General features: G+C 71.1%; 14 protein-coding genes. 4 read left to right on the forward strand and 10 right to left on the reverse strand.

Going from position 1 to position 13328, the window contains the following annotated elements; translation table 11 throughout:
* The first annotated feature begins 42 nt into the window (after nt 1–42).
* Nucleotides 43–3612: a bifunctional proline dehydrogenase/L-glutamate gamma-semialdehyde dehydrogenase gene (locus tag H7A73_RS00790; protein WP_182064248.1), complete on the forward strand. Its 3570-nt coding sequence runs from the start codon at nt 43–45 to the stop codon at nt 3610–3612.
* A 102-nt stretch (nt 3613–3714) separates the two neighbouring features.
* Here the strand turns inward: H7A73_RS00790 and H7A73_RS00795 are convergent, their stop codons facing one another.
* From H7A73_RS00795 to H7A73_RS00810, 4 genes are read right to left on the reverse strand one after another with little or no spacing between them, the layout of a single operon-like run.
* Nucleotides 3715–3912 carry a hypothetical protein gene (locus H7A73_RS00795; RefSeq protein WP_035809337.1) on the reverse strand — a complete coding sequence of 66 codons (198 nt, stop codon included), beginning with the start codon at nt 3910–3912 and terminating at the stop codon, nt 3715–3717.
* 10 nt (nt 3913–3922) lie between these two features.
* Nucleotides 3923–4465 (reverse strand): dihydrofolate reductase family protein, encoded by a 543-nt coding sequence (locus H7A73_RS00800; protein WP_182064249.1) that lies wholly within the window; start codon nt 4463–4465, stop codon nt 3923–3925.
* A gap of 34 nt (nt 4466–4499) precedes the next feature.
* Nucleotides 4500–4823, reverse strand: coding sequence for a hypothetical protein (locus H7A73_RS00805; RefSeq protein ID WP_182064250.1), 324 nt, complete (start codon nt 4821–4823; stop codon nt 4500–4502).
* Between the two features lie 17 nt (nt 4824–4840).
* A complete protein-coding gene (locus H7A73_RS00810; RefSeq protein ID WP_182064251.1) occupies nt 4841–5836 on the reverse strand; it encodes an SDR family oxidoreductase in 996 nt (331 codons plus the stop codon).
* A 99-nt stretch (nt 5837–5935) separates the two neighbouring features.
* Between H7A73_RS00810 and H7A73_RS00815 the strand changes: the two genes are divergently transcribed.
* Nucleotides 5936–6556: a hypothetical protein gene (locus H7A73_RS00815; protein ID WP_182064252.1), complete on the forward strand. Its 621-nt coding sequence runs from the start codon at nt 5936–5938 to the stop codon at nt 6554–6556.
* 12 nt (nt 6557–6568) lie between these two features.
* Here H7A73_RS00815 and H7A73_RS00820 read toward each other — a convergent pair whose 3' ends face one another.
* From H7A73_RS00820 to H7A73_RS00835, 4 genes are read right to left on the reverse strand one after another with little or no spacing between them, the layout of a single operon-like run.
* Nucleotides 6569–7330, reverse strand: a complete 762-nt coding sequence (locus tag H7A73_RS00820) for a YqjF family protein (protein WP_259362641.1) — start codon at nt 7328–7330, stop codon at nt 6569–6571.
* Nucleotides 7327–8160 (reverse strand): nitroreductase family protein, encoded by an 834-nt coding sequence (locus H7A73_RS00825; RefSeq protein WP_182064253.1) that lies wholly within the window; start codon nt 8158–8160, stop codon nt 7327–7329. Before H7A73_RS00825 ends, H7A73_RS00820 begins: the two co-directional genes overlap by 4 nt.
* A gap of 3 nt (nt 8161–8163) precedes the next feature.
* Nucleotides 8164–8544 carry a hypothetical protein gene (locus tag H7A73_RS00830; RefSeq protein WP_182064254.1) on the reverse strand — a complete coding sequence of 127 codons (381 nt, stop codon included), beginning with the start codon at nt 8542–8544 and terminating at the stop codon, nt 8164–8166.
* Nucleotides 8545–8554: 10 nt separating this feature from the next.
* Nucleotides 8555–8992: an Lrp/AsnC family transcriptional regulator gene (locus tag H7A73_RS00835; protein WP_017887694.1), complete on the reverse strand. Its 438-nt coding sequence runs from the start codon at nt 8990–8992 to the stop codon at nt 8555–8557.
* 236 nt (nt 8993–9228) lie between these two features.
* On the opposite strand from H7A73_RS00835, the gene ddaH reads away from it, so the two are divergent.
* Nucleotides 9229–10131: a dimethylargininase gene (gene ddaH, locus H7A73_RS00840; protein ID WP_182064255.1), complete on the forward strand. Its 903-nt coding sequence runs from the start codon at nt 9229–9231 to the stop codon at nt 10129–10131.
* Nucleotides 10131–11360, forward strand: a complete 1230-nt coding sequence (gene rocD / locus H7A73_RS00845) for an ornithine--oxo-acid transaminase (protein WP_182064256.1) — start codon at nt 10131–10133, stop codon at nt 11358–11360. The genes ddaH and rocD overlap by 1 nt, the downstream gene beginning before the upstream one ends.
* A 121-nt stretch (nt 11361–11481) precedes the next feature.
* Here the strand turns inward: rocD and H7A73_RS00850 are convergent, their stop codons facing one another.
* Together H7A73_RS00850 and H7A73_RS00855 are read right to left on the reverse strand one after the other, a co-directional pair.
* Nucleotides 11482–12474 (reverse strand): NAD-dependent epimerase/dehydratase family protein, encoded by a 993-nt coding sequence (locus tag H7A73_RS00850; RefSeq protein WP_182064257.1) that lies wholly within the window; start codon nt 12472–12474, stop codon nt 11482–11484.
* A 43-nt stretch (nt 12475–12517) separates the two neighbouring features.
* Nucleotides 12518–13177 carry a hypothetical protein gene (locus H7A73_RS00855; RefSeq protein WP_182064258.1) on the reverse strand — a complete coding sequence of 220 codons (660 nt, stop codon included), beginning with the start codon at nt 13175–13177 and terminating at the stop codon, nt 12518–12520.
* Nucleotides 13178–13328 lie beyond the last annotated feature (151 nt).

A 13328-nucleotide genomic window follows, 5' to 3' on the forward strand; every position in this document is an offset into this window, starting at 1 on the left:
GTGCTCCGAGGTCGCGTCGGACGTGCGGCATACGATCGGAGGATGCCGAGTGCTCGCCTCCAGGACACCACCGATGACGCCGTCGCGCTCGTGCGCCGGTGGCTGGCGGCGTCCGCCGGGGTGAAGCCCGACCCGGGTGCTGCGCGTCTGGCCGAGGTCCTGCGCGACGAGCAGGGCCTCGACTTCACCCGTGGGTTCGTGGACAAGGTCATCCGCCCCGAAGACCCCCGGGTGGCGGCACGCAACCTCGAGCAGCTGAGCCGTGACGTCCCCGACTTCCTCGCCTGGTACCTGCGCGGGGCGGTGACGCTCGGCGGGGGGTTCGCCACCATGGCGCCCTGGGCCGTGATCCCGACCGCGCGCCGGATCCTGCGCCGGATGACCGGCCACCTGGTCATCGACGCGAGCACGAGCAAGCTCGGCCCCGCCCTCGCCAAGGTCCGCGGTCCGGGGACGCGACTGAACGTCAACCTGCTCGGCGAAGCCGTCCTCGGCAGCGCCGAGAGCGACCGACGCCTGCAGGGCACCATGGACCTGCTCGCCCGCGACGACGTCGACCACGTGTCGATCAAGGTGAGCGCCGTCGTGCCGCAGACCTCGCCGTGGGCCTTCGACCAGACGGTCGAGCGCGTCGTCGACCGGCTCGTCCCGCTCTACCGCCTGGCCACGGCACCGACGGCCGCCGGACGCCCCGCCAAGTTCATCAACCTCGACATCGAGGAGTACCGCGACCTCGACGTCACCATCGCCGTGTTCCGGGCGCTGCTCGACCGTGACGAGTTCGCCGACCTGCCGGCCGGCATCGTGCTGCAGGCCTACCTGCCCGACGCGGCGGGAGCACTCGACGCGCTGACCGAGTGGGCGCAGGAACGCCGGGCGCGCGGCGGTGCCCCGATCACGGTGCGGCTCGTCAAGGGCGCGAACCTCGCCATGGAGCACGTCGACGCGATCCTGCACGGGTGGCCCCTCGCCACGTGGGGCAGCAAGCCCGAGACCGACACGGCCTACCTCCGGATGCTCGACGCCGCACTGACGCCGGAGCGCACCGACGCCGTGCGGATCGGGGTCGCCGGACACAACCTGTTCGACCTCGCCACCGCGTGGGTGCTCGCGCAGCGCCGCGGGGTCACCGACGCGGTCGACGTCGAGATGCTGCTCGGCATGGCGTCCACCCACGCCCAGGCCGTCCGGGCCGACGTCGGGCAGATCCTGCTCTACACGCCCGTCGTGCAGCCGGACGAGTTCGACTCGGCCATCGCGTACCTGGCCCGTCGCCTGCAGGAGAGCGCGAGCCCCGAGAACTTCATCGCCGCCGCGTCCGACATCGACCACGACGCCAGCGTCTTCGAGCGGGAGCACAGCCGGTTCCTGGCGTCCGTCACCGCACTCGACGAGCCCGTCCCCGCCACCCACCGCACGCAGGACCGCCGTCGTGCGCTCGGCGAACCCGTCCTGCGCGACGCGTTCCGCAACGCCCCCGACACCGACCCGTCCATCGCCGCGAACCGCGCCTGGGCACTCGACGTCCTGCGCCGCGTGCCGCGCTCGCAGCTCGGCGCGCAGACGATCCGCGGTGCGAAGGTCGCCGACCGCTCCAAGCTCGAGCGGATCATGGCACGGACCGCCCAGGCCGGCGTGAACTGGGGGCGGCAGGACCCGTCCGACCGTGCCGAGCTCCTCGACCTCATCGGGCACGAACTCGAGACCCGCCGCGCCGACCTGATCGAGGTGATGGCCGCCGAGACGGGCACGACCTTCGCCGAGGCCGACGCCGAGGTGACCGAGGCCGTCGACGCCGCCCACTACTACGCCGAGAGCGCCCGGCGCCTCGGTGACGTCGAGGGCGCGCAGTACGTGCCGCCGCGGCTGACCGTCGTCGTGCCGCCGTGGAGCTCCCCGGTCGCGATCCCCGCCGGTGGCGTGCTGGCGGCGCTCGCTGCGGGCAGCGGTGTCGTGCTCAAGCCCGCGCCCGAGGCGAAGCGCTCCGGTGCCGTGCTCGCCGACGTGCTCTGGGACGCCGGGGTGCCGCACTCGCTGCTGCAGCTCGTCGACCTGGCCGAGGACGAACTCGGCCGCGACCTCATCGGCCACCCCACGGTCGACCGCATCATCCTGACCGGCTCGTCCGACACCGCCCGTTCGTTCCGATGGTGGCGTGCCGGACTGCCGCTCACCGCCGGGACGAGCGGCAAGAACGCCATCGTCGTCACACCGAGCGCCGACCTCGACCTGGCGGTGCAGGACATCGTGCAGTCCGCCTTCGGGCACGCCGGACAGCAGTGCTCGGCGGCGTCCCTCCTGATCCTGGTCGGATCGGTGGGTGAGAGCGAGCGCTTCCAGCGGCAGCTCGTCGACGCGACCCGCACGCTCCGCGTCGCGTGGCCCGACGACCCCACGTCGCAGGTCGGCCCGCTCATCGCAGAACCGCAGGGCGGGCTCCGCCGCGGTCTGACCGAGCTCGGGCCGGGGGAGTCCTGGCTCGTGCAGCCCGAGGCGGTCGACGACTCCGGCCGGCTCTGGTCGCCGGGCATCCGCGACGGTGTCCGACCCGGCAGCGACTTCCACCAGACCGTGTACTCCGGCCCGGTGCTCGGCATCATGCGAGCCGAGACCCTCGAGCAGGCCATCGCCATCCAGAACGGCACCGACTTCGGGCTGACGGCGGGCATCCACTCGCTCGACGTCGACGAGGTGTCCGAGTGGCTCGCCCACGTCCGCGCCGGCAACCTGTCCGTCAACCGCGGGATCACCGGTGCCGTCGTGGGACGGCAGCCATTCGGCGGCTGGAAGGGTTCCTCGGTCGGCACCGGCACCAAGGCCGGCGGCCCCATGTACGTCGCGACCCTCGGCCGCTGGCTGCCCACGCCCCGGACCGTGCACAAGAGCATCCAGCTGCACGGCCTGCCCCCACGCGTCACCGCGGTGATCGAGGCCGCACGCAGCGGGCTGTCGTTCGAGGAGTTCGACCGCGTCCGCGCCGGGGCCCTGAGCGACGTGCGTGCACGAGAGACCCTCTTCCGGTCGCGGGACCTGTCCGGGCTCGTGGTGCAGCGGAACGTGCTGCGCCACCGACCCCAGTCCGTCATCGTGCGCCAGGCCGAGGACGCCTCGACCGTGGACCTCGTCCGCACGCTCGTCGCCGCGACCTCGGCACGTGCGCACATCCTGCTCAGCACGGCTCGGCCACTGCCCGGCCCGCTCACGCAGCTGCTGGCGGGGACCCGGTCGCCGCTCGACGTCGTCGACCACCTGGTGGAGTCCGACCAGGAGTTCCACGCCCGTGCGTCCTCGGGGGCCGTGTTCCAGGCGGACTGGTCCACCGATCAGGACGACCAGCCCGTCGACGCGCTCGAGGCCGTGTTGTCACAGGGGCAGGACCGGCCGGCGCACACGGCGTTCGGTGGTCCCGGAGCCCGGATCCGGTTGCTCGGCGGGGACCCCCTGGCCCTCGAAGAAGCCCTGGGTGCGAGCATCGACGTCGCGATCCATGACGCCCCCGTGGTCGAGGCCGGCGTGATCGAGATGCTGCCGTACCTGCGCGAGCAGTCGGTGTCGATCACAGCGCACCGGTTCGGCGACGTCGACAGCGACTTCTCCGAGTTGCGCGTCTAGGCGCGTTCGCGCGTTCCGCTTCGCGCGTTCCGCTTCGTGAGCAGAAGAGGTCGGGTTCCCAGACGGGACCCGACCTCTTCTGCTCACGAAGTGACCCGAGGATCAGTCCTCGGCGTCACCCGCGTCTTCGTCCTCGACGCCGGTCTCGTCCATGCGGTCCCGCAGGTGGTCGGCCATCGCGCCGGCACCTTCACCGGCGTGGTCGTGGTCGACCTGCTCGATCAGGCCCTGCAGCTTCTCGTGGTTCGTGGCATCGGTGGCACCGTCCATGACGGGCTCGGTCTGCTCGTTGTCGCTCATGCTCCGGACGCTACGCCGCGGTTGCTGCGGAACGGTAGTGGAGCTCGACCGCCCCGCCTTCGAACTGCGTGGTGCCGACGAGCTCGAACACCGGGGTCGGGGCCGCCACCGGCAACAGCGGTGCGCCGGCGCCGAGCGCGACCGGCATCACGGTGACCCGCAGCTCGTCGAGGAGCCCCGCCTGCTGGTACTGCGCCGCGAGCAGCCCGCCGCCGACGACCCACACGTCACGGTCACCGGCCGCGCGCTCGAGGTCGGCCTGGTGGTCGCCGACCGCGCCGGAGACGAACCGCACGTCGGCGCCGTCCGGCACCGGCAGGTCGCGGGTCGTGAACACCCACGTCGCCAGGTCCGGGTACGCCCACGTGTCGTCGTGCTCGAGCAGCCACTCGTACGTCGTCGACCCCATCGCGATCGCACCGACGCCCGCGAAGAACCGGTCGTGGTGCTCCTGGAACGGCTCGAAGCCGAACTGCAGCAGCCAGCCGAGGTCGTCGTCGGGTGCGGCCACGAACCCGTCGAGCGACGAGGCGACCGAGTAGATCGTGCTCATGTCGGGGGACGCTACCGAGCACCCCCGACAGGAGTCAGCGACGACCGCCGGGACCGACGACCGCTGCCTCGGCGACCGCGAGCACCGCGGCGATCCAGCACTGGTCGAGCGCGAACCGGCGTCGACGGGGATCGGCGACGACCAACGGCACCATCGTCGCACCGTGCAGGGCGTCCACGACGGCACTCAGGGTGTGCGCGTTGCCGGAACCAGCCCGCGCGACGAGCGCAGCCTGTGTGAGCTGTCGGACCCCGAGCACGCCGTGCAGCACGGCCTGGTCCGACCCTCGGGCCGCACGGCTCAGGTGCCACAGGCCGAGCCCGGCACGGGCCAGCTCGACGACGGCTGCCCCGCTCACGGACGGCGACCGGCGGCTCATCGTCGGCGTCCCGCGACGAGCGCGACGGCCCCGGCGGCACCGAGCACGGCCCCGATGATGCCGTTGCCGACCCGGCGGTGCTCCACCCACCAGGTCTGCGGCGACCAGGCGTGCGCGGACTCGTCGAAGACCCCGTGCGCACCGTGGTCGCCCGGCACCGGCTCGTACAGGTTGTCCCGCATCTCGAGGCCGTCCTTGTCCGGCGCCTGCTGCCCGTCGACCAGGGTCTTGGCGGCGTACCAGTCGGCGAAGCGTCCGCTGATCCGGTTGCCGAGGATCGTGTAGACCGTCGACTCGCCCACCCAGGTGCGGCTGCGCGGTCGTTCGGCCACGGCGGCGATGGCGCGGGCGCCGACCTCGGGCTGGTAGATCGGGGCGACCGGCTGTGGGTGGTGCGGCAGCTTCGACTTCACCCACTGGAACTGGGGCGTGTTGAGCGCCGGCATGTCCACGCGGGAGACCCGGACCTTGCTGCCCTGCTCGCGGAGCTCGGAGACGACGGACTCGGTGAACCCGACGATCGCGTGCTTCGCACCGCAGTACGCGGCCTGCAGGGGGATGCCGCGGAACCCGAGCGCCGACCCGACCTGGATGACGTGGCCACGGCCACGCGGGACCATCCGCGACAGTGCGGCCCGGGTCCCGTTCACGAACCCCAGGTACGTGACGTGCAGCGCCCGTTCGAAGTCCTCCGGCGCGGTGTCGAGGAACTTGCCGAACACGCCGACCATGACGCCGTTCACCCACAGGTCGATCGGTCCGAGCTCCCGCTCGATCCGGTCGGCAGCGGCCTCGACGGCCTGACGGTCGGACACGTCGACGGCGACGGCCAGTCCCCGGCGTCCGGCGGCCTCGACCTCGGCGGCCGCGGCGTCGACGCCCTCCTGACCGCGGGCCAGGACGGCCACGTCCCACCCCCGTGCGGCGAGCTCCCGGACGGTCGCCCGTCCCAGTCCTGCGGATCCACCGGTCACCACTGCCACTCGAGTCATGGCTCCCTTGTACCTGCGGTCGACCGTGCACCACTCAGCCGCTGTCCCCCGAAGTCGCCGTACCGAACCACGCACGCACCGATCGGACATCATGGCCAGGTGGAGACCCGAGACCCCGATACCGACGACCCCGCAGAGGAGACGCCGCCGGGTTGGGTCCTCAACACACCGACCCGGCCGCTCGAGGTCTGGCTGTACCCGGTCCTCGCCCTGCTCCTCGCCGCCGCGCACGTCGCCCTCGGCATCGCCTTCGGTGGTGCGTTGGCCCTCATCGTCGGGGTGTCCGCCGCACTGGTGACGACCGTCGGCGCAGTTGCCCTGCTCGTGACGGGTCTGCGCGCGTACGACGAGCAGAGCCGCGAAGCCTCGTGGCGGTCCCACGTCACCCGCGTAGTCGTCGCGGTCGTGAGCGTCGGCATCGTGTCGGTCACCACCCTGACCGTCGGGTTCCCCTTCGGCGCCCTGTTCGGTGTGCTCGTCGGCGTCCCGACGGCGTTCCGCTTCGCGCGATCCGTGCCGCGGATCGATCGCCTCGTCGTTGCATGGACGGCACTCGCGGTCGCCGTGTGCTGCGTCGTCCTGGCGGTCCTCGGCCTGACGCTCGCTGATCTCCCCGACTACCGGAACACCTTCTGGACGTTCGGCATTGCCTTCGCGGTGATCAGCGCCGCGGAGGCCGTCCATCAGTTCGTCGTCGCGCGCCGAGCACCCTTCGACTGACGTCGTCCGGCCTCAGCGTCCCCGACCGAACCGCGTCGTGACCCCCGGCGAGTAGAGCACCGAGTCCGGCTCGAGCTCCGTCAGCCCGAAGGGCAGCCCGGCTGCCCCGACCAGGTCGTCCCGCAGCGACACCACCGAGGCCCGGTGCAACGGCCACGACTCGTGCTCGTTCGGCCAGAACCGCGTCCGCCCGGCCCGGTGCACGTGCATGCCCCACCGCGCCGTCAGGAACGTCTCGAGCGGCCCCGGCTCGTCGAGCGCCTCGCCCACATGGACGTCGAGCATCGACCGCAGGTGGGTACCGTGGCGACGCATCGCGTACCCGACGCGGCCGTCACCGCTACGCGACTGGGCGACCGCCCACCGGTACGGCAGTCCGGTCGCGACGCGTGCGCCGATGGTCGGCAGGAGCTTGCCGGCGTCGAGCGACAGGAACACCACCCCGCGCTGCCCCTGTTCGTCGACCGTGTAGACGCGGACGTTCAGCTCGACGAAGTCGCCGATGCTCCCGGTCGAGAACGGCGGGAACCGCGTGTCCTCGAACCGGAACGCGATGAGGCCCACCCAGGTGGTCACCCCGTCGTCGGTGCCGTCGAGCGCCATCGTGTCGGGCCGCGTTCCGGCCGGCAGCAGCGGCGCCACCGCCGACACGTCGACGCGCCAGTGCACGAAGACGACGTCGAGCCAGTCCTGCGAGATCCAGGGGCGGCCCGGCAGGCCGGGGGCGACAGCCGGGAGGCCCGGGGTGCTCTGAGTTGGTCGGGTGTCGATCACGATGTGGTCGCCTCCGGTTCGATGTGGGCTGCGACGGGTGCGTCGTCCCACCCCTGCTGCGGGGTGTCGCAGGTGCCGCGGAACACGTACTGCGAGGGTCGCTTGCGTTCGCTCGACGTCCAGTCGATGGCCGGCCGTCGTCGTTCCGGCGGCAGGTACCCGATCCGGTAGACGGCCATCAGCTCGAGCGACTCGGGCACACGGAGCAGTCCCTCGATCTCCTCCCACGCGCCGGGGGTCTCCATCGGGAAGGACACGAACTGGATCCCTAGGCCGAGCTCGGTCGTCGCGAGCCAGATGTTCTCCATCGCCGCGCCCATGCTGAACACCGAGTAGAAGCCGGACAGCTCCTCCTTCCGGTACTCGTGACGGTCGAGCATCACGCCGAGCAGCAGCGGTGACCCGGCGACGAGCTTCCGGTTCTCCTCACCCAGGGTCTGCGGCACCCGGAGCGTGTTCATGAGCAGTTGCCCGCGCTTCGTGAACACCTGCTTCGTGAACGGCCGCAGCGGCCCGGGGAGCTTGTCGAAGAGCATGCCGTCGCGTCGGGAGTCCATCTCGGCCTTGGAGAACCGGAAGTACGGCTTGTACCGCTCGAAGAACGTGCCCTCGGCCATGGTGCGGGTCATCGAGCTGCCGCTGATCTCGGCGACGCGGTCGATCGTCTGGCGTTCCTCGATCAGCACGAAGCGCCACGGCTGGCTGTTGAGCTGCGACGGTGCCCGGCCGGCGAGCTCCATGAGCAGCCGCTGGTGCTCGTCCGACACCGGATCGGGCAGGAACGGCCCGTTCGTCGTGCGTCGTCGTCGGATGGCCTCGAACAGCTCCACTGCTCACCTCTCTGATCGCCTGCGTGCGAGCACGGCCCCCAGGTAGGACGGTGCGGCGGCGACCGCGACCTTCCAGTGTGCTCCGGAGCGCGGGTCGGTGCGTGGAGCGACCGCCAGGGGCACGAGTGCCGGCAGCAGGAACAGCGCGGTCCGGTCGCGCGTCCACGCGGGGGTCGTCGCGGCGACGCCGGTCAGGGTCGCGGTCACGACGAACAGGCCGTGGTGCACGACGCGGAGCTTCTTCGTGCGGATCAGCCGCACGGCGACCGCGGTGCCCCACAGGCAGTTCGCGACGTAGGCGACGCTCGCAGCGGTGACCAGCTGCCGGGCCGGGCGCGATCTCGTGGGTGCCGAGCCGCGCCTCCAGACCATCTTCCGTCCCATGCGTGGGACGTTACGCGGTCTCTCGACTGACGAGCTTGGAGAGCACGATCGCGGAGCGGGTGTGGTCGACCTGGGGTGCGAGGCGGACCTTGTCGAGCGCCTCCTCGAGCGCGGACAGGTCCTTCGAGCGCATGTGCACGACGGCGTCGGCGCTGCCGGTGACCGTGCCGGCGTCGATGACCTCGGGGACGGTGTCGAGCAGGGCACGCAGCTCGTCCGGCGAGACGGTGCCGCGGCAGTACAGCTCGACCCAGGCTTCGGTGCCGCGGTCCTCGACGGCGGGGTCGACCTTGATCGTGAAGCCCTGGATGACGCCGTCACCGACCAGCCGGTCGACACGGCGCTTGACGGCCGAGGCCGAGAGTCCGACCACCGACCCGATGTCGCCGTAGCCGGCGCGGGCGTTGTCCCGGAGCTGATCCAGGATGCGGTGGTCGAGCGTATCCATTTGTCCCCATCGTACGCGGACTTGTTGCGAGGCCGGTGGGTCTCGCGCACGAAACGTGCGTCACCCGAACGGGTGTCACGGTCCCGCAGGCGGGGGACTGCACTCGTCGGACGGTTCATGCCAGACTTCTGAGTGGCGTCGACCTGGTCCGCTACGGCGAGTGAGCCTGCATCTCGCCGGAGCATCTCTTCAGTGGTGGTTCCTGGCAGGCTCGGACCCCGGTCCTCGGAGGACTGATGTCGAACACCGCACCCGCCACTCCCGCCGCTCCGGCGCGTGTCGCCACGAAGCGCACGATCCTGATGTGCAAGCCGGACTTCTACACCGTGAGCTACCGGATCAACCCGTGGATGCACCCGGAGGAGCCGACCGACACGTCGAAGGCCGTCGAGCAGTGGGAGTCGCTCGTCGCCGTCTACGAGCAGCTCGGCTTCGACATCTCGTACATCGACCCCATCGACGGTCTGCCGGACATGGTCTACGCGGCCAACGGCGGGTTCGTCCTCGACGGCATCGCGTACGGCGCGAAGTTCCAGTACCCCGAGCGCCAGCCCGAGGGCCCGGCGTACATGGACTGGTTCCGCCAGGCCGGCCTGACCGTCGCAGAGCCGGAGCAGACCAACGAGGGCGAGGGTGACTTCCTGCTCATCGGGGACACCATCTTCGCCGGCACGGGCTTCCGGTCGGACAGCACCTCCCACGACGAGCTCGCGACGATCTACGGCCGCGAGGTCGTCACGCTCAAGCTCATCAACCCGAGCTTCTACCACCTCGACACCGCCATCGCCGTGCTCGACCCGGAGCCCGCGGCTGACGGTACGTCGAACATCGCCTACCTGGAGAGCGCCTTCGACGAGCCGTCGCTGGCGATCCTGCGCGAGCGCTTCCCCGACGCGATCATCGCGACCGAGGAGGACGCCGCGATCCTCGGTCTGAACTCGTACTCGGACGGGTACAACGTCGTGATCGCGTCGCGCGCGACCACGTTCGCGTCGCAGCTGCGTGAGAAGGGCTACAACCCGATCGGCGTCGACCTGTCCGAGCTGCTGCTCGGCGGTGGCGGTGTGAAGTGCTGCACGCTCGACCTGCACCCGGTCGGCACCGGCACCTCGGTCGCGCGTTCGCTCGGGGTCAGCTGATGTCGGCGGCAGCGTCGCTCGGGGTCAACACCGCGGCGGCGCTCGCCGTCGAGGACCGCGCCCTCGCGCACAACTACAGCCCGCTGCCCGTCGTCATCGCGTCGGGCGCCGGAGCGACCGTCACCGACGTCGACGGGAAGCAGTACCTGGACGGCCTCGCCGCGTACTCGGCGGTGAACTTCGGCCACGGCAACCCGCGGCTGCTCGACGCCGCACGGGCGCAACTCGACCGGGTGACGCTCACGAGCCGCGCGTTCGTGAACGACCAGCTCGGGCCGTTCGCCGCAGCACTGGCAGCGCTGACGGAGACCGAGATGGTCCTGCCGATGAACACCGGCGCCGAGGCCGTCGAGTCCGCGATCAAGGTGTCCCGCGCCTGGGGCTACCGCGTCAAGGGCGTGCCGTCCGAGCGGGCGACGATCATCGTCGCGTCCGGGAACTTCCACGGCCGCACCACGACGATCATCTCGTTCTCCGACGACCCCTCGGCACGCGGCGACTTCGGGCCGTTCACGCCGGGCTTCCGCACGGTGCCGTACGGCGATGCCGCTGCCCTGCGCGAGGCGATGGACGAGACCGTCGTCGCCGTGCTGCTCGAGCCGATCCAGGGCGAGGGCGGCGTGGTCATCCCGCCGGCCTCGTACCTGTCGTCCGTCCGGGAGGTCTGCGACGAGTTCGGTGCGCTGTTCGTCGCCGACGAGATCCAGTCCGGCCTCGGGCGGACGGGCCACACCCTGGCCGTGCAACGCGTCGGCGTCCGGCCCGACCTCATCACGCTCGGCAAGGCACTCGGCGGTGGGATCGTGCCGGTGTCCGCGGTGGTGGGCTCGCGCGAGGTCCTCGGTGTCCTGCGCCCCGGCGAGCACGGATCGACCTTCGGCGGGAACCCGCTCGCCGCAGCCGTCGGCGCCGAGGTCGTGGCGATGCTCGGTGAGGGCACGTTCCAGCAGCGGGCCCTCGAGGGCGAACCGCTGCTGCGCGGCCTGCTCGACGACCTCCTCGGGCACGGCGTCGTGTCGCACCGCGTGGCCGGTCTCTGGGCCGGGATCGACATCGACCCCGCGCTCGGTACCGGCAAGGCGATCGCGAAGGACCTCGCCGACCGCGGGCTCCTGGTGAAGGACACCCACGGGTCGACGATCCGCTTCGCGCCGCCCCTGGTCGTCACCGACGACGAGGTGCGCTTCGCGATCGGAACCCTGGCCGACGTCCTGGCGGCGCGCGCCTGATCTGATCCGCGGGACACCGGTGTTCGTGCGTTGAACCCCCGCATTCCGCGGTGCGGAGCGCGAACACCGGTGTCTTGCGTGCGCCGGGCCGTCGGCGCCGGCGCCCGCCACCGAGTGCGGCTCACACCGCCCAGCGCGCCGCCAACTCGTCCATCAGGGCATCGAGCCGCTCGTCGACGACCTGCTCCTCGGGGTGCGCCTCGTACCAGGCGATGACCTCACGCACACCCTGCCGGTAGGTGGTGCGCGGCCGGTACCACGGCACGAGCGCCCGGACCTTGCTGTTGTCGAACACCGAGCTGTTCGCCTTGTCGCCGAGCAGCGCCGCGCCCCACTCGGGGTCGACCGCGTTGATCGCGTCCGCCGGCACGTGCACGATCCGCAGGTCATCGACGCCCGCCGCCGCAGCGATCTCGTGCGCGATGGCGTTCCACGTCGGCGCCTCGTCGCTCGTGATCGTGAAGGGCTCGCCGATCGCCTCGGCACGATCGAGCAGCCCCGTGAACGCGACCGCGAAGTCACGGCTGTGCGTCAGGGTCCACAGCGAGGTGCCGTCCCCGGTGATGATGACCGGCTTGCCGGCCCGCATCCGCGCGACCGCGGTCCAGCCGCCGGTCAGCGGCAGCTTCGTCTCGTCGTAGGTGTGCGACGGCCGCACGATCGTCACCGGGAAGTCCTGCTCCCGGTACGCCTGCACCAGCAGCTCCTCGCACGCGATCTTGTCGCGCGAGTACTGCCAGTACGGGTTCTTCATCGGCGTCGACTCCGTGATCGGCAGGTGCGTCGCCGGCGTCTGGTACGCCGAGGCCGAGCTGATGAACACGTACTGCCGCGTCCGTCCGGCGAAGAAGTCGACGTCGGCCTGCACCTGGTCGGGTGTGAAGGCGATCCAGTTCACGACCACGTCGAAGTGGCGGTCGCCGAGTGCGTCCGCCAGTGCGCTGCGGTCCGACACGTCGGCTTGGAGGCGCGTCACGCCCTCCGGGATCGGCCTGCCCCCGGTGGTCCCCCGGTTGAGCACGGTGACGTCGAACCCCTGCTCGACGGCTTCCCGGACGCAGGCGGCGCTGATGACGCCGCTCCCGCCGATGAACAACACGCTCGCTCCGGTCATGGATGCTCCCTCGCTCCTGGCTGCACCTCTCCGTGCCGCACTCCTACTGATCCTGCACCCCCACGTCAGGGCGGGCGCGGAGCACGACGTGCAGCGAGGTGGTCTCCGCGGCCCAGCTCGCCGCGTGCGGGCTGATCCACCCGAGCAGCTCAACCGCGTAGTCGTGGTCCCGCTGCAGGTCTCGCGCGTGGATGGGCTCGTGGTGCGCAGCCCGGTTGCGCACGAAGTGCAGCTGTTGCAGTCGGCGCCGGACCTCGCGTTGACGGGTCAATGAGTCTGCAGGCCCGTCGGGGAAAGCCCCGGAGAGCGCAGGCGTCCACAGTGCGGTCAGGTACCGCGACTCGACGAGGTAACGCCAGAACCCGAAGCTGAGTCCCGCGATCACCCTTCCGTGGACTTCGTCACGACGTCCGTCTGGACTGGCTCGTGCCCGTGCCTTCGCCAAGTCAGTCCGTCCACGATGGTCCAACGGGGCGATGTCGAACCAGGACGCCCCGGTGCGAGCCGCCGCCCAGGCGCGGAGTTCGCGGTCGAGCGCGTTGCGCGCGAACATCTCCACGGCGCCGGTGAGCTCCATGACGGAAGCTGCGGCTCGCGTGTTCCACTCGTACAGCCGCAACGCCATGGTCGCGGATCCGGTCTGCTCCGTGTACGAGCGGAGACGCTCTCGGGTGATCAGCCGTTCGAGCTCGTCTTCCTGCATCGCGCCCCTGTCTGCTACCGTTGTCGGCGAAGACCCCGGAACGATCACTGGCCCAGGCCACATCGCCGGGGTTTCGTCTTTCCCCACCACTTCTGAAACATCAGCGTACAGTGCTGTGTCGCGTTGCCGAGTACGCGGCGACGACGTCGGA

Source organism: Curtobacterium sp. ME12, assembly GCF_903970855.1.
GTDB lineage: Bacteria > Actinomycetota > Actinomycetes > Actinomycetales > Microbacteriaceae > Curtobacterium > Curtobacterium poinsettiae_A.